Below are 22,215 nucleotides of genomic sequence, written 5' to 3'. Positions count from 1 at the left end.
GGTCCCTGTGAGTTCGTCAGCTTCGGCTCGGGGCGTGCCAGCTGGCCCCGGGCAGCAGGTCGACCAGCGCCCGGATTCCGGCGTGCAGAGCGGTCTCGTCGCCGGGGAGAAAGGTGGTTCGAAGCTGTCCGTCCAATGCTCTGGCCGGCAGCGCGGCGATGCGCCCGCCAGAGGTGTCGAGCACGCTCACGCACAGATCGGGTACGGCGATGACACCGTCGCGGTGCTCGGTCATGAGTACCTCGGCCCGCCGGATCACCTCGTCCATCGCGCGCGTGAGCAGGCTGGCCGTCTGGGGCGAGGCAGCCAGTTCGAGCAGAGCTCGGCGGCGGTCGCCGGGCTCTGCCGGGACGGTGGCGAGCTGCTCGGCGGTGGCGGTGAACGGTTCGAAGACCGGTACGTCGGCCGGTCCCAGCGCGGACAGCAAGGCCGCGGTGAGATGCTCGATTCGGTCGCCCTCGGTGAAGACCTGCTGCACCGTGACGTGGTCGTCGCAGCGCACGGCCAGCACATGGGTGTCGCCGCGGCGAACCAGCGTCAGCCGCAACATCTTTCCGTGCTTCGGATCAGGCCCGGGCTCCACGATACGAACGACGAGTTCGACGTCCGGGCGCGACAGGCAGCGCAGCCAGTGCTGGACTACCGGGTGCACGTGGCCGCCGTCCAAGACGCCCGCCTCCTCGAGCTGGGCGGCTACGACCGCGTGCACCCGGTCGCGGTCGTCGAGCCGGTAGATGTTCGGCATCAGGGCCAGCACCGGCGGGTAGGCGTCGATGCCGACCATGGTCGCCAGCACGAGGGCGGCATCGACGTTCAGGTCGACGGCGACCGGATCGTCGTTCACCGCGCCTCGGAGAGCACATGCAGTTCCGGCGCGACGGTGTCGAGGACACCCACGGCCAGCAGTTGTTCCGCGGCCGACTCCGGGTCGTCGTCATGATCACCGGATTCGATGACACCGATCGTGAGCGCCTGTTCCAGCATGGGAATGTCGTGTTCCTCGCCGGGCGTGAAGACCTTGCCGGTGCGGTGCTCCGCCTCGTCCCGCCGACGACGACGCGACAGCGACTCGGGAGCGCTGGCACCCTTGGGAGCCGGGCGCGACGGGGGTGGTTGCGTGGCTGGAGAATTCCGGGTAGCCGCACCGAATGCCTGTGTCGTGGAGGGGTTCCAGTTGGCCGGCATCCGGAATCCGGTGGCCGTGCCCGGCATGGCGCCGAGTCCGCCGCGCAGCATCGTGAGCGTGACCGCGCTCCCGGCGCCGCCGTTCAATCCCGCCAAGGTCGGCGACTCCGGCGAGGTGCCGTAAAACCCGGACTGCTCGGCGATTCCCGCTGTATCGGCGGCCGGGTCGGCGCCGTTCGCCCCGAGATCGCCGCTCGGCGGCCCGGTTGGGGACAGGGCCTGCGGCAGCTGCGAGAGCGACTGGGGTGGGGCTGGTTCGGATCCGCCGACCGGCCCCGACGACCCGGGACCCGGAGCGGGGCCCGATTGGCCAGTGCCGCCGCTCGCGGGTGCGCCGGGGGAGGTTTCCGGCGACGACGGGTTGCCACCGGATCCGGTGGGCCCGGCTCCGGACGCGTCCGACGGCATCGGCGAGGCACCAGCACGGGTGGACCCGCCGTGGTGCGCGCCGCCCCCGAAGGCCGACATGGCCATCGGGGCCGGGGCCACACCGGGCGCGCCGAGGGCGACGATCGGGGGTGCCGGGGAGGGTTGCGGGAGCGCGCTGAGCGTCGAGACCGCAAATCCGGCATAGGCGTACATCACCTCTGCCGCAGCGCAGGTCAACGCCGCATAAGTCGCTTCATTGGCCGCCAGCGCGGCGGTGTTCTGCCCCAACGCATTCGTGGCCCCCAGCACGAATCTGTTGAGATGCACGGTCGCCGCGGCCTCCACGATGATGGCCATCGCCGTGAATGCGACGTCGCAGGCTTCGGCGACCGCGGCGATGAGCGCGGCGGCGTCGGCGGCCTTCGCGGCCTGGATCTGCATCCACCTGGCGTGGTCGCCGAAGGCCTGCTGCACCCGGTCCGATGCCGGCGAGATGTAGTTTACGGCCATGGTTTTCATGGAACCGTCGGCGGCCAACGCGGTCGCGGCGAGTTCATGGGCCACCGCGGTGTAGGTGGCGGCCACACCTTTCAGCGGACCGGGTCCCGGAGACGCGAAGAGGCGCGCGGCGTGCCATTCCGGTGGGCATGCGCCGAAGTCGAACGGGAGAGAAGGCATGGTGTCCTCCGGCGGTATGTCGCTGTGAAAACCCTGGAAACTCGGTCAGACGCTCAGGCCCTGTGCTCTGATCCCGGTCGCGCCCGCCTGATCGCTGAGTTCGTAGTCGGCGGCAATGGGGGTGAGAACCGCCGTACCGGCGACGCCGTGCGCCATGGCAACATCGTTCTCCCTGAAAAAGGAATGACCGAAAGAACCCAGTGTGTCCCAGACGAATTGGTTCGCGGAATCCATGGGCAGCACCTTGGCGGCCACCGACGGGAGCGCGGTAGCAGCATGAGCCGCGCCGAAGAACCCGGCGGCGGCCGCGAAACGCGCGCCCAACGGTGCGCCGATGGCCGGGAGTTCCTCGGGAGAGACTGTGAGATGCATGGGTCGTCTCCTAACGACTGAATTCCTGCTCGAACCGAGCGATACAGCGCCCACGCTATTTCATTCCCAAAGCTGGGAGTACGCAGCGCATTTCGGTCCGTGCCCGAAGGAATTCACATTCATTCCCGCTCGGTTGGGACCGCGGCCTGCACCAGACCGCGGCGCGAATACAGCGGCTCGACCAGAATGCCCCGGCCCACCGGCTGTTTCGTGGCTTTCACGTCCCCGATGAGCGTGCCGTCCAGCCGCGAGCCGTCCATGATGAGGCCGGAAGAATTCAGATTCTTCATTTGTCCCAGGACGTTGTCGTACAACGCCATATCAGCCTGGGCGATACTGCGGGCGGCGATGACATGCAATCCCGTGTCGCGGCTGTCGACAATGATGTCCTTGAGCGGCTCGAGCGGATTGAGCTGTCCGCGTTGGGCGACCATGTGATAGTCGTCGATGACGACGAAAATCTCCGGCCCGCTCCACCACGAGCGCTCCTTGAGTTGCTGGGATGTCACGTTGTCGGGTGCGCGGCGGCCGCGCATCGTCTCCGCGAAAGTCGGCAGGTTGTCGAGGAGATCTCGTTCGCTGGTGAGATATCCGACGAGCAGTTCGCCCGGAATCGCGTCCAGGTGCCGACGGCGGTAGTCGATCAGCAGGACGCGGGCCTGTTCCGGGGTGAACCGAGCCCCGATCGACTCCAGCAGCGCGCCGACCACGGTCGACTTCCCGCAGCCCGAGGAACCGAGCACGATCAGGTGGCTCGACACACCGAAATCGATGGCGGCGGGCCCGAGATCGGATTCGCGAACACCGAACGGCACCACCAGACGCTCGGCAGCGGTGGCCGGGAGCGGCCGACCGGCGGTGACCTCGTCGAGGGTGATCCGAGTGGGCAGCAGCCGCACCTCCGGTGCCCGCTGGCCCGGATACCGCTGGATCAGGGTCTCGATGGCGGCGGCCAGCCCCGCGGCGGCGGACTCGCCGTCGCCGACTCCGTCGATGCGCGGCAGTGCGGTGAGCATGTGCAGCGCGTCGGTGGACAGACAGCGGCCCGGCCGATTGGCCGGAATGGCGGCCACGGTGTGCCGGTGCGCGCTGAAGACCGTGTCGGTGAGGTCGCCCAGGCGCATCTCGAGCCGAGTCTGCACCAGATCCTTGACCGCGGGGCGGATCGCGGCCCAGCGGGAGCTGCTGATCACCAGGTGGATGCCGTAGTTGAGGCCCTGCAGCACCAGGGATTCGACGACCGACTGGTACTCGTCGTAATACGGGCCGCTGAGAGAGAAACCGATGTCCCAGCCGTCGATCACCAGGAACACATCGCCGTGCCGGTCGCCGTGCGCGCTCAGCAGCGCCGACTCCTCGGGCACGGCGCGGCGGCGACGGAACTCACGCATGCTGTCGATGCCGAGCTCGGCGAACAGCGTCTGGCGGGCGGACAGCACGCCGGTGATGAGCGCGAATGTCCTTCGCACCCGGTCGTTCTCGCGCGCCGAGGCGACCGAGCCTACATGCGGCAGTGCCCGCAGGCCCGTTAGTCCGCCGGAGAAATCCAGGCAGTAGAACTGGGTTTGCTCGGGCGTATGGGTCAAGGCCGCGGACAGGATCAACGATTGCAGGGCAGTCGATTTGCCCGACTGCGGGCCACCCACGACGGCGACGTGCCCGCCCGCGCCGGACAGATCCACCGACCACACGTCCTGACGTTGCTGGCGCGGTTTATCGATGATCGCCCACGGCAGGCACAGCTCACCCGCGGTCACGGCGGGGACAAGCCCGTCCAGCGTCGGGGGAACATTCAACGGCGGCAACCACATTCGGTGCGCCTGGCGGCCATGACCAGCCAGCTGCGCCAGCACGGTCTCCATCACCGTGACCGGCTCTCCCTCGGGCGTCGCCGGAGCCGGAGCCGGCGCGGGGTCCGGTTCGACCGGCAGCCGTTCCAGGATCGGCGCGGCGGTGAAGGGCTGCGGCGGGCAATAACCGCCCGCCGCGCGCCGCGTCCGGCGCGAATGGCCGGCGCTGAGCTGAATCGGCGTGGTGTAACGGGTGCCGACGTAGGCGGCCTGGAAGCGCTGCAGATCGCCCGCGCCCACCCGCAGATAGCCAGCGCCGGGCTTCTTGGGCAGGTGGTAGGCGTCGGCGGTGCCGATTGCATCGCGTGAATCGCTGGTTTGGTTGGTGCGCAGGGCGATCCGGTAGGACAGGTGGGCCTCGAGCTCACCCATGCGGGTGGCGGGCACCTTCTGCGAGGCCAGCAGCAGGTGGATGCGCAGCGACCGGCCCAGACGTCCGATGGCCACGAACAGCTTGGCGAAGTTGGGGTGCTGTTCCAGCAGTTCGGCGAACTCGTCGAGCACGATCAGCAGCGTAGGCATCGGATCGAGCCGCGCGCCCTGCTCGCGGGCGTGCTCATAGTCGGCGACGCTGGCGAAGTTGCCCGCGTCTCGCAGGATGCGCTGCCGCCGGGCCATTTCGCCGTTGATCACATCCTCCATACGGGTGACCAGGTCGGCTTCCTCCTCCATGTTCGTCACCACGGCAGTCACATGCGAGAGCCGGTCGAAGCCCAGGAAGGTCGCACCGCCCTTGAAGTCGACCAGCAGCAGGTTCAGCACGTCCGGCGAGTGGGTGGCCACTGCGGAAAGGACGAGCGTGCGCAGGAATTCGGACTTTCCCGAACCGGTGGCACCGATGCACATGCCGTGCGGGCCCATGCCGTCCTCGGCGGACTCCTTGATGTCGAGGTGTACCACCGCGCCCATCGGGTCATGGCCGAAGGGGATGTTCAGCCGTGCTCGGTCGGCATCGCGCCGCGGGGCCCAGTGCCGGGCGACCCGCAGGTTGCCGGGGTCGGGTATACCGACCATGTCTTCCCAGGAGGTGCTGGTCTGCTCGGCGGTGACCGCCTCGACCACCGTCGACAACCGGTAGGGCGACACACTGCGGGCGAGCGCGCCGATCGCGGCGACGGACATGGCGTCGGCCTCACCCACTCGCCGTCGTCCGCGGGTTGTCAGCTCGAACAGCGCTCGATTCGCTTCCACGGTGAATCGCAGCGCGCGCGGCAACGGTTGTTCGGTGGGTGCCAGGCGCAGCCAGGTGCAGCCGTCGATGCCGGAGATCTCCCGTTCATTGGCCGCGCCGCCGACCGCGGCGATCAGCAGAAAGTGCTTGCGCTCCAGCGACGGCTGGCTGTTGGCCGAGAACGGCCCGCGGTTGAGTCCGGCCAGTAGTTTGGTGCGCAGCTCCCCGGCGGTGCGGTAGATCATCCGGCCGGGGCCGATCGCGTCGGTGTCGGTGGCGTGCTGGGTGTGCGGCAGCCATTTCAGCCACGCCCATTCGGGTGCGTCCGGGTCCGGCAGCACCGCAGCGACTCCCAACTGATCCGGGCCGTGCAGGACGACGGCCTCGGCGACCAAGGCTCGCAGGAGCGCGGCCATCGCTGCGGGATCGCCGTCGAAGCACACCTCCGGCGCTGACAGCAGATTGATCGCGACCGGCATACCGGCGACAGTCGAGTATGCCTTGGCGAAGCGCGTCACCTCGACCACGCCCACTGGGTCGAGGTCCGCCAGCGGCGCGGCCTCGGGCACGATGACCCGCACCTGGTTGGCGATCCGGCCGCGCCCGACACGCACCCGGAGGAACTGTGGACTGGCGACCTGCACCTCCCACATCCGGGGGCCACCGATCAGGCGGCCGATCCCGGCCGGTCCTGGGTGGATGTAGTGCAGGTAGGTGTGCAGCTCGTCTTCGGAGGCGAGCACGGATCGGCGGTGGTCGGCGAGGCTGCGCAGATAGTCCTTGCGTTCCTCGTTGAGCGAGGCCGGGCCGGAGTTCTGGCCGCCACCGGCTCCCACCATGCCGAGGCTCGACACGAGCATCATCATCGGGAAAAAGAGGGAGGTCGGCGAGAAGGACCCCGAGCCGCGGAACATCATGACCATCATCCCGGCCATGCCCGCCATCATGACCACCGGCATGATCATCCGAATGCGCGAGGGCGGCACCGGTTTCGGCAATTCGGTGGGTGGTTGCAGGCGCAGTTCGGTCACGGCCGGGGCCTTGGGTCCGCGCGCCATGCGCGCGGGGCGCACGAATCGGCGAGTTATGGTCACGGTTGTCCTCCCGGCAGAGGCAGTGCCCGCTTGTCGGCGGCGAGACCGTCGTGCTGGATGCGGGCGTCCTGCTGCGACAGCGTCGGGCCCACTGCGAAGAGCGAGACGACGCTCCACGGGGCGAGCACCGGGGCGCGCAGGCCGAGGGCGGCGAGCGTGGGATCTCTTGCGGTATCCAGGTGGGCGTCCACGCCGTAACGCACCCCGCTGTCGGAGATCCAGAACAGTGCCTCGCGCAGCGGCGACGCGGGATCGGATCCGGTCACCCGGACGAATCGGCCGGTGTCGCGGGCCAGGTAGGCGGCATCCGCGGTCGAGCCTCCCGACCCGAGCGCGGTGACCAGGGGGACGGTCCGATTCTGTTCCTCCGCGGTCAACGGCAGCTGGCGGCCCACCAGCAGGCCGATGGTCGCGGTGGGTTCACCGGCCCCGCGCGACCAGTCAAAGCAGGTGACCGCGAAGCGCTCCGGATCCAGTATGTGGACCGGTTCCGTGGGGAAGGCGGCCGTGCCCGGCCAGGATCCCGAGCGCAGATTGGCCGCGATCACATCGGGCCCGACCGTCCTGGCCGATACCGATCCATGTGAATCGGCATTCCGGATCATGGCCGATAGCACAGCGCTGACCTGCACGATTCCGGATTGGGACAACAGGTAGTGGGTGGCGGGCCGCTCGACCGCGGGTACTGTCAGCACGGACCCGACCGGCACCGTCAGTCCGGATGAGAGTGCGACCGGCTGCCCGGCGCCCGGAATCTCGGGCACCTTGAGCGGCGGTGCCTCCTCGATCGCCTCGATCAGGCCGCGGGAGACCGGGATCACCGGGGCGGTCGCGTCGATCCCCAAGGCAAGGGTGACCGCGGAGTCACCGAGATCGATAGCGGCGCGCACGATTCCGTGCCCGATGTCGTCGTACACCAACCAGGTCGTCGATCCCGCCCTCAGCAATCGGGCCTCATCCTGGCCCAGCGGGCGAATCGCGTCGCCGTCGACGCTGAGGGCGGTGCCGATCGCCACCGTGCGCACCGCGGATCGGCCGGTCGTCGGCAGCCCCGTGTTCTGGTCGACCGGCGCGGCGGCCCCGAGGTGGGTGGTGTCGCACACCGCCCAGTGCGAGTCCTGGACCCCGGTCGCCGCGATCACGCCCGGTGCACCGGGGATACCCACGAGCGGGCCTCGCGGGTATCGGGCCAGTTCCTCGCGGGAGACTGGGACCGGGTTCTCCGCCGCGCCCGCGAGCAGCCGCGCGGAGGTCAGGTTCAGCGCCGGGTACAGGCGTCCGTCCAAATGAACGAACAACGCGCCGCTGTCCTTGTCCGCGATGATGTGCGCCTCGCCGATCTGCTTGGCGGGCTTGAAGAACGCGAGCACGGCGGAACCCGCGATGAGCAGGCAGGTCAGCGCGAGGCCGATGGACAGGGCAGTCGACCTGCCACGTTGCGGATCGTCGATCATGGACGCATCGCGCCGCACGAGTGCGTGCTCGATGCGCCGCAACAGAAAGCGCCAACCCGAGATCTGATATTTGGTCACCACGCGGAAGCGAGCCATTGTCGAACCTTTCGGAGTCGAGCCGTTTCGGCTCGGTGCCGGACCCTGTCGCCCGCGTCACCGCTGCGCGGCCGGTGCCAGACTTTCCAGCGCCACGGCGATATCGGACTCCGAAATGGTCATGAGTTGCTCGTCTGTCATGGTGGCGACATCGGCGAGTTCGCGGGTGAAGCGGTAGTCGCGTTCAGCCTCGGCGGCTTCCACGACATTGCGGACGAATCTGCCGTTACCGGCCAGATCGATCAGGCGGCGGCCGTTGTGGGCCGGGCCCGCCATGTGCTCGCAGCGCTCGCGCAGGACGTCCCGGGCGCGACCAGACAGAATCGAGTCCTTTTTATGCGCAATGTGGTCCGCGATGCGCACCAGTTCATCGGCCTCGTAGCTGGCGAATCGGATGCGCTTGGTGAAGCGCGACGCCAGGCCCTCATTGGAGGTCAGGAAGCGATCGATCTGATCCTCGTAGCCCGCGATGATCACCACGAGTTTGTCGCGGTCGTTCTCCATTCGCGCCAGCAGCGTGTCGACCGCTTCCTTGCCGAAGGCGTCGCCGCCGGAGAGTCCCTCCTGGATGAGGGTGTACGCCTCGTCGATGAACAGCACTCCGCCGAGCGCGGAATCGATCAGGGCGTTGGTCTTGGGTGCGGTGTGCCCGAGGTGGGTGCCGACCATGTCGTTGCGGGACACCTCGATGACGTCGGAGTTCTCGACGACGCCGAGTCCGGCGAAGATCTTGGCGATGACCCGGGCGATGGTGGTCTTCCCGGTACCGGGAGGGCCGGAGAAGATCAGGTGATGCGACCGCGAGTCGACGGCCAAGCCGCGTTGCGCGCGCACCTGATCCATGAGCACACCGGATTTGAGCCGGTCGACCTGTTCCTTCACCGAATCCATGCCGATCTGTGCTCGCAGCAACTCCGAGGCCTCGGCCAGCAGGGATTCGCGTTCCGAGCGCGCGGCCGAGGCCGCGATCTCGGTCGGGTCGTCACCGGACTTCGGGTCCCACCGGTCGGTCCGGGTGGCGATGGTATCGACGCTGGTGATTTCGAGCCGATAGGTCTTGTCGGCGACGGCTCGCTGCCAAGCGGGTCGGTCGGGCCACAGCGCCGAACCTTGCAACCCCTTGAGCAGTCGGTCCGCGGCCTCGTGATCGCCCTCGTGGCGAAGGATCATGCCGAGCAGGAAGTGCGCGTCCGCCCAGATATAGGACAGGCTGCCCGAGGAGCTGTCCTCGACGACGCGCTGTGCCCGGGGCAGGGCCTCGCCGAGGCGGCCGAGGTGGGTCAAGGCTTGAGCGGTCATGAGTTCGGCGGCGATATCGAGCAATCCGTCGTCGAGCGCCGGGTTGGCGTTGCGTGATTCCAGCACGTCGTTCCAGCGCGAGGTGCGGAAATACAGCGTCATGCGCACGAATTCGGCGACATCGTCACGCGGGATCCGGTCGAGGATGGCGACCGCCTCGGCCCACTCCCCTCCGGCGCCGTACTGGCATGCCTGCGCGATGGCGATCTGGTCGCGGTCGGACATTGCGATGCGCAGGCCGTACATCCCGACCTCGACCTGACACCACAGGGATTGATCGGCCAGACCCGCCCGCTGCTGGTCCCGGTAGAGGTTGTGGACCGAGCGGTAGGCGCCGTAGAGGACTTCGGAGGTGATCTCACCGGCCATCGCGCGGCCGAGCCAAGCATCACACATGTCCGGGTCCAGATCGGTGGCCGCTCGGAAAGCCGCTAGTGCGTGCTGATCATTGCGCACTCCCCCGGCCACCAACCCGAGGCTCTGAACTCCTGTATAGAACGCGTCCTCGGCCGCTGACACCTCGGATTATCCTTCCGCCGATCTCGTCTGCACGAGGCTAGTCACGGCGTCGGCCACTGGGCTTCCCATCGACGGGAAGGGATCGTGGTCGTTCCCAGCTTTGGGGATGACCACGAATGCGCCGCCCACAAAAATAGGTCATCATTTAATGAGCCGTTGCACAACGGCACACATGATCGGTTAGCGACTCCCTCATCGTCGCGCAACCGATCGCGGCGCGGCCAATCGCAGTCAGCGGCCGACCGCAACCGCAGGGCCGGCCCGTCTGACCAACCCCTCCAGGCGAGCGCCGGCGGGCTGCCGGTGACGTGGGACATCACCGGCAGCCCAGTGCAGGAATCACGCGGACAGCCAATGCCGCCGAAATCGCGGCATCCGCTTCGCCCCCACCTCGAGCGTGTCCAAGCTCGCGATGACGTCGCCACCGCGACCACCGCTGGCGCGCAAATGCACCGTGCGGTCGCTGTGGCCGTCCACCAGGTCGGCAGCAGCCCTGACAAGCCACCCGAACGGCATCAGATGGGTCTGCTCGCCGCTGTCGAGCAGACCTCCGGCGATCTCCGCCAGCACGTCCAGCCCGTCGGCCAGATCACCCAGCAGATCGGTGCGTTGAGCTCGTTCATCCGGCACCGGGGGCCGCAGATAGCCGTCGAGTACCACCCGGGCCGCGCCGCCGTGGAGGACGAGACGGCGGATGATCTTCACCGCGGACGATCCGAGCGCGCCGTCGCCGGGCTCCAACGCTATCGACACCGCCAGACAGTCGGAGAATCGGCGCACCGTACCGACCGCTGCGGGGTCCAGGCCGACAGCGCACGGGGTCGGCTCTATCACCGTGTATTCGAAAGTGCGGCAACGACTAGCGAAGATGCGCATGCTTGCTGGTCTTTCTCCGGGACGTCACCCGAGTTCGACCGGAGCCGGTCCGGCATCGGAGCACCCACCCGATGGTGGCGTGCGCGCACACTCGAGAGACTTCCTGGTGAACGCGCAATGCAGCCTAAATCACATCTTTTTCGCCTTGGAGTGTCTGAAACGACATATCTAGTACCGTTTGCGACATGGATGTTGCAGTGTTGGTGGTCGACGGCGTCGGCGATCTCGGCTTGGCGTCCGTGCTGGGAGTCTTCGGTATCGCCAATAGCCTTCTCCGCGAGTCGAATTCCGCCATCAGCCCGTGGCGGGTTCAAACGATTGCAGCCGAGGCTGGTGTTCGCTCCGGAAACGGGTGTTTGGTGCCCTCGGTGCCGCTGACCGAGTTCACCACCGCCGCCGACATGCTGATCGTTCCGGCCACGTCGGCCCTCGATACCGGCGCGCTCGTTCGAGAGGTCACCGATCCCGCCAACACTGTTCTTCTGCACCATATCTCGGAGAGTTTCGCCGCAGGGGCCCATCTAGCCGCCGCCTGCACGGGCACGTTCTATCTGGCCGAGGCTGGCGTGCTGGACGGGATCGCGGCGACCACCAGTTGGTGGCTGGGACCGGTGTTCCGGCGACGTTATCCGAGGATCGACGTGCACGACTCCGATACCCTGTGCGTCACCGATCGGGTCACCACCGCCGGAGCCACGCTCGCGCACCTGGATCTGGCGCTGTCCTTGGTGGCCGAGCGCAGCCCGGAGCTGGCCCAGACCGCAGCCCGCTATCTGCTGGCCGGCGACCGCCGCAACCAGCGTCAACTCGCCATCTCGGAGGTCCTCGCGCGCGGCGACTCGTTGATCGCCGACTTCGAACGCTGGGTGCGCGATCACCTAAGCGAACAGTTCCAGATCACCGATGCCGCTGCCGCACTGGGCGTGACGCCCCGAAGTCTGCAGCGAGCAACACACGCCGAACTGGGTATGTCGCCGCGGGAGTTCGTCAACGAAATCCGCCTCGAACGAGCGACGGTGTTCTTGCAGGACACCGCTATGACCGTGGAGACGATCGCACGGAAAGTGGGCTATCTGAACCCGGGCACCCTGCGCACCCTGTTCCGCCGACGCCGCGGCCAAACCATCACCGAAGTCCGCTCCGCCTCGGGGTATTGGGACGGAACTGCTTCCCACCAGTGACATGAGTGCACCGGGACCCTGAAACGATGTTCTTCAGTCCTCGTCGTGCCCGTCCGGTCTGGCGAACTCCGTGCCAGAAGGATCATCCGAGAACTTCGGGGACATCAGTGCCCGTTGATCCGATGGGACAGAGTCGCGAAGCTGCTTGGCCTCGTCGATTGCGCGCAGAGCTTCAGCAATTACATCTGGATCCGGGAGGGTAACACCGGCCTCCTCTGGTGTGGAGAACGTTTTACCTGCCAGGTGCTCGCTCATCGAATATCCATTCTGCTAGAGATTTATCATATCAAGTTCTACTTTTTCTGTACCGAGATCTTCCAATCTGCGGACCACTAGAAATTTCGATCCTGAGAAGAATAATACCTCACGTTCCCAAGGACTAGATGAGTACTTCACCACCGAACGTCCATACCTTGAAAAGATGTTAAATCTCGCGTTTCCAAGGAACGCCTGAGACTCATTGGCGGAAGTGCTGGTGAATGCTTTCTCGGTAACCACCACCCCAAGCTGGTAGCGTGCCAACACCTCATTGTCTAGCAGTGCGCCGCGATACACTACTCCTTCGTAATTCGGGAGTTTGGCGAGCGCGCTGTTGATGGTATCGATTCGTATTTGGTGTTGAGGTGTCACGTAGCCATTTCGAAGCGCAACGTTCAGGTCATAGTATCCGGCGCCAGTGTATTTCCTCAACTCTCGGCGCTCGGCCCAGGTAAGCGGGTCATTGCGACGCCATATCCCCAACATTTTCGCCAGCTGCGAGGGGGTTTCCGCGACATTGTTTGCACCGTGCTCCAAAATCTGTTTCGCGAATAGAGAGTCACCCTCGGTAAGGGACTTTGCCAGATGCGAGGCCGATCCACCGAGGTCATCGATTTGCTTCGCGAGCGCTTCGCTTGCGTGCAAAAAGCCAGGATGATCGGCCGTGCCTTTGAGTCTTGCGATCACATCCTTCAGTACTACTTTTAAAGGATCTTCCATGACTCTTCTCGGCTCGAAATTCCCTACCCCGCCAAGGGATACGAAAGCCGACCAACGTGGCTAGTGCAATCGGGGCAATCCCCAGTGGCGGGAAGAGCGCTGCGAGGCGCGGTAGTAGGGAAAGCGGTATTGCGTGGCCGACGAGGAGACCTTGTCCAATTCGGTCTACTTCTGCTGACTTGCCGCGTGACGGTCGGATCCAGCGTCGGATGGGACTGCCGCGACGCCGCGACCTCCGCTGGGGTTTGCCTCGGCGGGCGCATCCTCGGTGCTGGCGTCGACTGGGCGGTGGCGGGATGGTTTGGGCGGTGGCGAGACTCGGGTGCGTCTGTCACCGCGACCGGGCAGTTCCGACCAGGGCGTCACGACTGTCACCTCCCGTTCGGTTGGGTTCGGCGTGATTCGCGGGTTGACCCGTCCGCCCTGTCGCGCCCACGGGTCGCGGCGACCGACAGCCCTGACCGATCCGGGGGCGGCGGGCAGAGCCCCAGGCGGGTCGCTGATCGTCGGATTCTGCTGCACGACAGGCGGTTCCGCGACCGAGGGTTGGCTTCCGAGCAGGGGGGCACGGGCTTCCGGCGGACTCGAGTTGCCGTTGGCCGGAGCCGCTGGTTCGGGGCCGTGGTGGACTGGGCGGTCCGTGGGTGCCGCCGCGGTGGACGGTCCGAGTTCGGGGGAATCGAATGCCCTCCTGCCCCATGGGGCGGCGGCGGTCGAGCGCGGCGCGGTCGGTGCGTCGGAGCTCGGAGGGCCGGTGACCGCAGCGCTGCCGGGACCGAGGTATGACAGTCCTGGAGGCTGAGCGTCGGCCGCTGATCCATGGCCAGCGGGTTGGCCCAGTTCGCGTGTGCTCGCCCGGTCGCCGGGTGCGGGTGAGATCTCCGATCGGGGTGTCGACGCGACGGTGGAGCTGAGGACCGAAGGCACCGGGGTGGTTTCCGAAGCCGAGACCGGGCCAGCCGCGGGTTGTACCGGGGGGAGGTCGAGCGGATGGGCGGCAAGCCACATCGGGCCGGCCGACAACGTGGCCGGGTTCGCGGTTCCGAGGACGCGAGGCGTTGGGGCGGTGTGGTTCCCGCTGGGGAAGGTCGGCGTAGTGGCGATTCCCGGGTCGGGTGCGGTGCCGGTCGTGAAGTTCAGACCGCCCACCTGTTCGGCGAAGTCGGCCGCGTGCTGTCGGATGTCGTCGCCGTACTGGTCGAGCAGGTCCGCGTAGCGCAGCACGGCGTCCGGATCGATCATCAGCGGGAGTGCCGCGGAGGAGGACGGCGGGGCGAGCAAATCGGCCGCGACATCGTGCAGCGCACCGTTGGTCATATTCTCGATCGTGTGCTCCAGTGGTTCGAGGGCCTTGCCGATCACCTCGGAGAACAGATAGTCGACGATCGCCATCCCGAGTACCGAGATCAGCTTGCGGGCCGCCGCCGCGCAGGTCTGGGCGATAGCGGCCGACAGTCCGGCGGTGGCGACCGTCGCGCTCATCGCGGCGACGTAGGAGATCGCGAGCGCCGTCAACTCCGCCAGTACGGCGACCTTCGCCGCGGCGATCACGTCGGCGGCGACGTTCAAGGCGGCTGCCACCACCTTGCAACCTTGGTCGAGCGCGTTCATGTGGGTGACGCTGGTCCGCGCCCAGGCCGTGAGCAGCTGCTCGTAGGAGTAGCCCGAGTACACCGCACCCATGTCGTTGATGGCGTCGGTCGCCGCGTCGTGGGTGTCGCGCACCCGCGCCACGAAACGCAAGACGTGCGTGGCGAGTTCGCGGATCTGATCCTCGTCGATGTCCGGGTAGGGCACGCCTGCGTAGTTCAGCAGCAGCGCGACTTCGTGGGGTATCTCGATGGGCACGACCGGAGTCCGCGATCGTCGAAGCGATCAGAGCACGCGGATGACCACCGCGTTCGGCGGCATGCGGGACCACATGACCGTCGCGCCCGAGTGCGGCGCCTCGATGACCATGCCGTTGCCCGCCGCCAGCTGAACGTGTTCGGGGCCGTGGTGGCCGAATGACGACGCGGGGAAGACCAGGTCGCCGGGGCGAACTTCGTTGAGCGGCACCCGGATTCCGGAATATATCTGTTCGTAGGTGGTGCGGGGCAGCACCACCTCCCCGCCCGACGCCTGGGCCACGGCGTACTGGACCAGTCCGGAGCAGTCGAATCCGCCGCCGGTGGGGCCGCCCGCACCGCCGCCGCCCCAGATGTAGGGGGTGCCCAGCCAGTCGGCGGCGGCGCGGACCGCATTGCTGCCGGCGCTGGCATCCAGGGACACGCGGGCACGATGTCGTTTGCGCCCGCGCAGGCGCGGCCGCATCGTCCGCCGGGCGGGGTGCGGCGGCACGGTCGGAGGAATGATCCGAGTGGCGAGTCTGCGTGCCGCGGCATTGTCCGAGTCGACTTGTTTGGTGGCCGTGGTGATGGCGTTCTGGGCGGCGTCGAGCAGGGCCGGCCCGCTGAAGCGGGTGTCGTCTATCGTGCTGATCGCCTTGATCCTGGACTGGAAGTCGGCGATCTGATTCGTCAGCCGGCTGCGGCCGTCGGCCGTGGTGCCGCCGGAGGTGTCGACCGCTTGGTACACCACGCCGTCCTTGCTGGCGTGTGTGTCGGCGATCGATAGCTGCATTCCGCGCGCGCCGTCGTATCCGGCGCCCAGCGCTCCCGAGAATCCCTCCACCCGGGTGGCTCCGGTCAAGGTCGCGGACCGCACCGGATCGGGTTGTCCCGCACCGTACAAGCCGAGCAGCGATTCGAGCACACCGTGGAGATCATGGGTCGAAACCGTCGCCATTCACACACCCGCCTTCTGCTTCACCGGCCCCCCGTGCCGCTGTCCCCGTCCGGCTCCACTCATGCCTGGGTGTTCTCGAGCCGTATCGAATCGACAGCGCTGGTCCTCGACTATGCCTGAGCCGCGGCCGGGCGCTTCGTCCCACGAGTGGGAACGTCCGACAATGGACGGCAGTCAACAGGGAGGCGGTGCCGGCGGCAATGAAGGCGGAAGCGGCGACCACCCGGATCGCGCCCGGAGAACCGCCGCCGAGCGGCAAAGGCGATGTCGGCGACGACCATTGGAAGGTGCCGCACCTGTTCTCCCCGCCGCAGGCCGGGCCGGCATTGACGGCCTTCATCGCCATGGTGGACGACGCGATCCAGACAGCGGTCCGGTTTCTCGGCCATGGAATGACCGAGCCGCCACCGCAGCCCGACGATCCGCCGACCAAGGTGGTGCCCGCCGGGCTGGGCCAGGGCCGGGCTACCGACGCGTACCGCAGCACCCTCGCGACCGCGGAAGCCCGGCAGAGTGCCCTGCTCACCATGGACGACCAAGTCTTCGAAGTCTCCGCTGTCGTGGCCGCCGAGAAGGAGCTCACGCTCACAGCGATCCGGTCGATCGTCGACGAACTCAATCAACGGCTGCACGCCGTCGGGACCGCCGAGGTGTCCCGAGACCAGGCGATCACCCTCACACAGCAGGTCGCCGAGGCATTGCAGGCCGTGTACGAGAAAGTGGCCAACGTCGCCGAGGACAACCAGCGGATGGCAGGAGGCGGCGAGGGCGACACCGGGGTGGCCGACCGCGGACGGAACGGACAGGATCAGCAGGGCCAGGGGGCCGGCGGTGGCGAGGCGGGCGGTGCGGGTGGCGGTGGCGGCGGGCTCGGCAGCCTGGGATCGATGCTGAGCATGCTGCCTATGGCGGCGATGATGGGGATATCTGAGCTGTCAAAGGTGCTGAGCTCCGAGAAGGACAGGGCCGACAAGGAGAAGGCCGACAAGGAGCAAAAGGGCGCGAACAACCATCCCGCTCCGGCCGTCGATCCCGCCGCGCAGGGTCTCCAGCCGCAGGGTTCCGGGCAGCCACCGAACGTCACCGCCGATCCCAAGGAGCCTCCGGCTCCGTCCGCCCCGGCGAATCCCAATGCGCCCAAGGATGTTCCGGCACGCAAGCCCGTATCCGCCTGATCGACGGCGGCGACCGCGCCGGAGTCCGCACACCACCCTTCCCAACCCGGGTAAGGACGCGGCTCGTGACGCATCGTGTAGCACGAGCGTATTCACCTGTGGCACAGGTATATCCAGAAGAACTGAAGGGTGAGAATCGATGTCGGAGATGCACCCCAAAGTCCGTCTCGGACTCTCCATGATGCGCGAACTGAAGCACCGCATCGCCGAGATGCAGGAACGCGGCGACGCGATCGTCGCGCGTCGCCCTTCGCCCAGCGGCATGGTGATCCCTGAGGTGGACGCGTACGGCCAGTTGCGTGATCTGTATCTGGCGCCGGGCACCAGTGACCGATTCGACAGCGAGCAGCTCGTCGCTGAGATCATGGCGGCCATCACCGACAGCACCCTGGATGCTCAACGGCAATACCACCGCACGATGAACGACCCAAGCTGGCGACCTCCCCCGTTCGAGGAGGTCATGCGCAGGTGGCAGCCCGGTACCGAGCCGGACTGGCGGACCCCCATCGCTGGGAAGTCGGAAGAATGAACCGAAGCTGAGTCGCGGGAGGAACCAACCGAGCATGCCCGATCATCTGGTGGTGGACCCGGCCGATCTGCGCAGGGTCGCCGAGGAGCACAGGGTAGCCGCCGCGAAGCTCCGCATCTGGGGACAGATCCCCGAGGACTGGCTGGCCGATTTCGAGCGCGCCTACGGTGCCATCGCCGAGCCGGTGCGCTTGGCCCTGGTGGACCACTACAACGCCCGCCACGACAAGGCCGAGCGCCTGGCCGCCGACCACGACCGAACCCATGATCAATTACTCAGGGCGGCAGCGGACCTCGAGGACCGCGATCGTGAGGGGCAGCAACGCCTCCTGGGAGAGGGCGGCCGCGGCGGGAGCGAACCGGTCGCGAGCCCACCGACCACGGCACCCAACGCGCCGGTGCCCACCGCGCCCAGCGCGGGCCCCATGCCGTTCTCGACCACTCCCGGACAGATCCCGACCGCAGTCACGCAGATCCCCGCTGCACCCGGGCAGATCCCGGCCACTTCCACACAGGTCCCCTGGACGACGACGGCTATCCCGCCCGCGTCCGTCCCGAGTGGCGAGGGCTCCGAGACATTGCTGCCACGCGGTGCCTCGATGCCGCCATCCGCCGATGCGGCGATACCACAGACCTATGGTCTCGCGCAGATGTCGTCGGCCGCGCCGATCGCCCCCGCGAGCAATACCGCTCCCCCGACGCGGATCGGCACACCGCCGATGGTCGGTACACCAGTGTCTGCCGACGGGCGAACGCCCGCGGCGACACGCGGCGGCGACAGGCCGGGAGTGTCCGCACCGCAGGCGGTGGGCCCCGGCCGTGGGCCCGTGGGCCCATTCACCCGGTCGCCCGAACCAGTGCGAACGAGTGCCCCCGCACCGTCGCTTCCGGTGACCGGCGACGGGAGGACATCGGTCTCGCCGGTGCCCGATCGACAGCCTTTCGACGAGCTATGGCTCGTGCGTACCGTGCTCGCGGCAACCCTTGCCGCCGTGGATGATTCGGTGCCTGGTTTGGAATGGGCGGCGGCAGTGGCGACGATCGGCGTCGGTACCGGCGTGCTGCTGACTTCCACCGAGGGCCGCGGTTGGCTGCCCCCGGGACTGTTCCTGCCGTCGGGGATCATCATCCCGTGGCACTGGGATGCCGCCCCCGACGAGCAGTCCCCCAAGTCCCTCGCGACCTTGTCCGATGGCGCCGACCCCGCAGCGATGCTCACCGACTTCGCTTCGATCGTCCACCCCCGCAGGGGATTCCGGATCACCACCCTGGCCTCGTCCATGGACGTCTCGGACGGCATCCGCGCTGCCCTCGGCAAGAATGTCGCCGTGGCCCATCGGGTGACCGCCGCCGAGGCACAGGTCGACTTCAGTGCGCCGAGCCCCGGATTGGTAGACCGGCTCGCGCTGACCGGTTCGGACACTGCGCGAGAGCGCGCGATCACTGTGCCGGACGCGAACATTCGCGCCGTGTGCGCCGAACTGATGCGCAAAGCGCTGCTCCTGGCCCGACACTTGGCGCGTGACCCGTTCTTCGAGCACCGAATCGACGAGTTGCGCATGCTCACGGTCGGCGAGCCAGACCGACAGACATTGCGCGACGCGCTCTACGCCTACGACCATCTCGTCGATTCCCCGCTCGCAGACATCTTCTGAGACGGGCCGACATCGGGGACCTTTGGTGTCGGGGCGATTCGCATGACCAGCATGTGGTCGGCCGCCATCGAGATCGTAGTTCAGTAGGCATCGGGCAGAGTATCCAGGTGAATTGAGGAGCGGTGATGGCAATCAAGCCGAAAACGGTCGAACCAAAAGTCGAGGTGGACGGAAAAAAAGTCAATGATTTGCTCGATGGTTTGAGGTCCGACTACTCCCCAAATGACGCGTTTTGGAACCTTTCGCCTGAAGCCGGATTCACCGAAGCACAGGAGAGAAAAGCACTCAAAGGACTATTCGATCTCAACACAGAGGAATTCAAGAAAATATTCCCCGATCTTGATTACACCTACACAGGGGACCAGGAAGGCTTCTTCAACTGGGGCTTGAGCCCGCACGACAGCATGCTGAAACACCTCGTCGACGACGCGAAGCAGCTCAGTGACACAGAAAGGAAGAAGTACAAGCTCTTACTCGACGCCCTATCGAGCGGAGACCTGAAGGATTACATCGCGTCCAAGAAGAGATTCGAGGGAGATCCTTCTTTTGACAGACAGCCATTACCCGAGACGGAGGGTAAGTTTGAATCAAAAATTCGGATATATCGACCAAAGGGTCGTAGCGATACGCTGGAGCAGCTGATCTGGGATACCGAGTGGACCATGAGAACCCAGCTGAAGACCCTGGCAGCGAAAAAGCCGGATGGGGAGCCGGATTTTTCGAATTTGCTCGACGACGACGGGATCTCGTCCATAGATGGCTGGTCGCAGATGCGAGACGGCGCCATTGATCTGAATAAGCGATTCACGGACCGGCATAACAAGTATGAAAATGATCATAAGGATATCGTAAACACCACCTCCGATACAGGTGTCGCCTCGCTGGAAACTTACAAGGCTCTCATCACCATCTACGACAATCTCAACAGTAAGCTGAGGGATAGCGAGCCAGAAAACGTCACGCAAGATGGCGACCAGTTGAAGACGCCGGATATGGTCGTCTATGAAAGAAATACCGATCAGAATGATAGAAAGAAGTATGGGCTGTTCTACTTAACCGGGGCAGCAGAGCAGAAAATTTTCGCCCCCCTTATCATCGCCGCGGCCCACGAATGGCACGACGCCTACGAGAAGGCTCGCAAGGACATCGAAGATATGGCTAAAAAGGCAAAAGACGGTGCCGACGGCGGCGGGGGCGGGGGCAAAGGCGGCGACGACAGCAAAGGCAAAAGCGGAGGCGGAGGCGGAGGCGGAGGCGATGACGGTAAAGGCAAAGGCGGAGGCGACGACGGCAAAGGCGGAGGCGGAGGCGCGGGCGGCGGAGGCGGGACGGGCGCACCCGCCGGCGCACCCGCTAAGCCCACTGCGAAGCCCACAGATTTCAGCGCCCAGTACAAGGATCTGCTGGGACCCACTGGCCAACCGACTGCGGTTACGCCCGCCTCGAACAAGACCACTCCGGCGGCAGGTTCCCCCGGTGCCAAGCCCACGGACGGCAAAGCCGCCGCCGGTAGATCCTCTGGCATGAACACCGATGTCGGCGGCACGCGGAGCGATGCGGCGAACCGACGTGCGGTGGCGACCGGTCCGGGCGCGCCGAACACCGGTGGTGGTGGCATGACCGCACCGATGCAGAACTCGTCGAGCCCGATGGAGGGCATCATGATGGCGAATTTGCTGTCGAATATGGCCCAGAATCAGGGCCACAACGACGACGGCCGCTACCGATACGACCGGGACCGGGATCACGGCACGAGGGTCCAGCCGGCCGTAAATCAGCAACCGCAACCGGCGGCCAACCCTGGGACCCCGGCCGCCGCGGCAGACCCGAATTCCCCGGCGCCGGTCACCGCCAAGCCCGATACCCCGCCGCCGGCCAACGGCGAGAAGAAGAATGTGGACCTGCCGATCCCAGGATTGACCTCTCCTCCGAGTGTTACCCCCGTTGTGCACGACGCGGTGATGAAGGAGATGAGCAACCCGAACGGTTGCGACGCGCGGGCCGCCTATACCGGTACCCCCGGCCAGTCCACACCGGGCAGCCCGTGGGTTGCGATCCCCGACAACGAGATCGACCGTTTGCAAACCGGTGACGTGGTGCAGTGGTCGAATCGGACAGCGCTGCTGGTCTTCGACGGCCACACCCCCTACATCGTCGTCAATGGCCATCTCGTCCCGTTCCCGCTGGACGATCCGGGGTTCGAACGCCACGACCCGCCGGTCGTCGATGAGAGCGTTCCGCCGGAGGCCCGCAAGGCCGCATTCGGCGTGTACCAGGGTTTCTACCACCCCAGCGGTGCGGACCTGACCTCGAATGAGCAGCAACAGCCGCAGGCCCCAGCGAATCCCCCCAAACCCATTACCGCCCCCGAGCCGCCGCCGATCGCGCCCAACGTCCCGAAACGGCAGGCCTGACAACGGTTTCCGTGGCCCCGGCAGAGTCCGGGGCCACGCGGGTCCGACCCGGCCGGGGGAGGCCGTGATTCACGGGGATCCCGGGTGCGGCAGCTGATCCGCCGGTGCGGCGACCGCCGGGCGGGCGGGACCAGGGAACGTGGCAGTCCGGCGCGGAGCCGTTGTGGGCGGCTGAACTGCTGCCGCGGTGACCGGGGCTTGCGGGAAGAGCGGGTGGTTCAGGATCTGCTCGCAGGCGTAGAGACTGTCGCGCAGGGTCTGTCGGGTCGGTTCCTCGGCCAGCAGCAGCGCCAGTTCGGTGCAGCGACGCTCGACGACCATGGCGCGCAGGATCTCCGCGTCATCGGCGACCCGTAGCCCGCCGAGGACGCCGCGACCCGCGTCGACGCGCCGCGACAGCATGCTCGCGGCCAGCAGGTCGTCGGCGTCGCGTAGATCGTCCCAGAGCTGCCGGGGCACCGGCTGCCCCGCCCGGACCGCCTCCAGGATCCGTTCGCGCAGCGCCCGACCGGCGACCGCCTGCGGTGGCGCCGG

General features: G+C 66.8%; 16 protein-coding genes and 1 pseudogene. 5 read left to right on the top strand and 12 right to left on the bottom strand.

What is annotated here, in order from left to right; genetic code table 11:
• Positions 1-16 precede the first annotated feature (16 nt).
• The 7 genes from ACWELQ_RS05515 to ACWELQ_RS05485 form a co-directional block, all read right to left on the bottom strand.
• Positions 17-844: an ESX secretion-associated protein EspG gene (locus ACWELQ_RS05515; protein ID WP_452395825.1), complete on the bottom strand. Its 828-nt coding sequence runs from the start codon at positions 842-844 to the stop codon at positions 17-19.
• Complete coding sequence (locus ACWELQ_RS05510; protein WP_452395824.1) at positions 841-2,232, bottom strand: PPE family protein; 1,392 nt, start codon at positions 2,230-2,232, stop codon at positions 841-843. Before ACWELQ_RS05510 ends, ACWELQ_RS05515 begins: the two co-directional genes overlap by 4 nt.
• Positions 2,233-2,277: 45 nt before the next feature.
• Positions 2,278-2,604: a hypothetical protein gene (locus tag ACWELQ_RS05505; protein WP_452395823.1), complete on the bottom strand. Its 327-nt coding sequence runs from the start codon at positions 2,602-2,604 to the stop codon at positions 2,278-2,280.
• A 119-nt stretch (positions 2,605-2,723) separates the two neighbouring features.
• Positions 2,724-6,719: a type VII secretion protein EccCa gene (gene eccCa / locus ACWELQ_RS05500; RefSeq protein WP_452395822.1), complete on the bottom strand. Its 3,996-nt coding sequence runs from the start codon at positions 6,717-6,719 to the stop codon at positions 2,724-2,726.
• Positions 6,716-8,269: a type VII secretion protein EccB gene (gene eccB / locus ACWELQ_RS05495; RefSeq protein ID WP_452395821.1), complete on the bottom strand. Its 1,554-nt coding sequence runs from the start codon at positions 8,267-8,269 to the stop codon at positions 6,716-6,718. The genes eccCa and eccB overlap by 4 nt, the downstream gene beginning before the upstream one ends.
• Before the next feature lie 57 nt (positions 8,270-8,326).
• The gene (eccA, locus tag ACWELQ_RS05490) at positions 8,327-10,087 is read right to left on the bottom strand and encodes a type VII secretion AAA-ATPase EccA (RefSeq protein WP_452395820.1); all 1,761 of its coding nucleotides are present in this window, start codon (positions 10,085-10,087) and stop codon (positions 8,327-8,329) included.
• A 339-nt stretch (positions 10,088-10,426) separates the two neighbouring features.
• Positions 10,427-10,840 (bottom strand): hypothetical protein, encoded by a 414-nt coding sequence (locus tag ACWELQ_RS05485; RefSeq protein ID WP_452395819.1) that lies wholly within the window; start codon positions 10,838-10,840, stop codon positions 10,427-10,429.
• Positions 10,841-11,148: 308 nt separating this feature from the next.
• Here ACWELQ_RS05485 and ACWELQ_RS05480 point away from each other — a divergent pair, with 308 nt between their 5' ends.
• Positions 11,149-12,144 carry a GlxA family transcriptional regulator gene (locus ACWELQ_RS05480; RefSeq protein ID WP_452395818.1) on the top strand — a complete coding sequence of 332 codons (996 nt, stop codon included), beginning with the start codon at positions 11,149-11,151 and terminating at the stop codon, positions 12,142-12,144.
• 33 nt (positions 12,145-12,177) lie between these two features.
• On the opposite strand, the gene ACWELQ_RS05475 is transcribed toward ACWELQ_RS05480, so the two are convergent.
• From ACWELQ_RS05475 to ACWELQ_RS05460, 4 genes are all read right to left on the bottom strand, one after another.
• Entirely contained in the window at positions 12,178-12,399 is a 222-nt protein-coding gene (locus ACWELQ_RS05475; protein ID WP_452395817.1) for a hypothetical protein, read from the bottom strand.
• Positions 12,400-12,414: 15 nt separating this feature from the next.
• Positions 12,415-13,122: an ADP-ribosyltransferase gene (locus tag ACWELQ_RS05470; RefSeq protein ID WP_452395816.1), complete on the bottom strand. Its 708-nt coding sequence runs from the start codon at positions 13,120-13,122 to the stop codon at positions 12,415-12,417.
• A gap of 165 nt (positions 13,123-13,287) precedes the next feature.
• Positions 13,288-14,970, bottom strand: coding sequence for a WXG100-like domain-containing protein (locus tag ACWELQ_RS05465; RefSeq protein WP_452395815.1), 1,683 nt, complete (start codon positions 14,968-14,970; stop codon positions 13,288-13,290).
• Between the two features lie 27 nt (positions 14,971-14,997).
• Positions 14,998-15,909: a C40 family peptidase gene (locus ACWELQ_RS05460; RefSeq protein WP_452395814.1), complete on the bottom strand. Its 912-nt coding sequence runs from the start codon at positions 15,907-15,909 to the stop codon at positions 14,998-15,000.
• A gap of 200 nt (positions 15,910-16,109) precedes the next feature.
• On the opposite strand from ACWELQ_RS05460, the gene ACWELQ_RS05455 reads away from it, so the two are divergent.
• From ACWELQ_RS05455 to ACWELQ_RS05440, 4 genes are all read left to right on the top strand, one after another.
• Complete coding sequence (locus ACWELQ_RS05455) at positions 16,110-17,084, top strand: hypothetical protein (RefSeq protein ID WP_452395813.1); 975 nt, start codon at positions 16,110-16,112, stop codon at positions 17,082-17,084.
• A 139-nt stretch (positions 17,085-17,223) separates the two neighbouring features.
• Entirely contained in the window at positions 17,224-17,613 is a 390-nt protein-coding gene (locus ACWELQ_RS05450) for a YbaB/EbfC family nucleoid-associated protein (RefSeq protein ID WP_452395812.1), read from the top strand.
• A gap of 34 nt (positions 17,614-17,647) precedes the next feature.
• Complete coding sequence (locus tag ACWELQ_RS05445; protein ID WP_452395811.1) at positions 17,648-19,267, top strand: type VII secretion target; 1,620 nt, start codon at positions 17,648-17,650, stop codon at positions 19,265-19,267.
• 125 nt (positions 19,268-19,392) lie between these two features.
• Positions 19,393-21,681, top strand: a complete 2,289-nt coding sequence (locus ACWELQ_RS05440) for a hypothetical protein (protein ID WP_452395810.1) — start codon at positions 19,393-19,395, stop codon at positions 21,679-21,681.
• A 69-nt stretch (positions 21,682-21,750) separates the two neighbouring features.
• On the opposite strand, the pseudogene ACWELQ_RS05435 reads toward ACWELQ_RS05440, so the two are convergent.
• Positions 21,751-22,215: pseudogene (locus ACWELQ_RS05435) on the bottom strand (hypothetical protein); the annotation flags it as partial.

This window comes from Nocardia sp. NPDC004722, from assembly GCF_053601505.1.
Note: the sequence above shows the minus strand (reverse complement) of the source record. Positions and strands in the feature narration are given on the sequence as shown.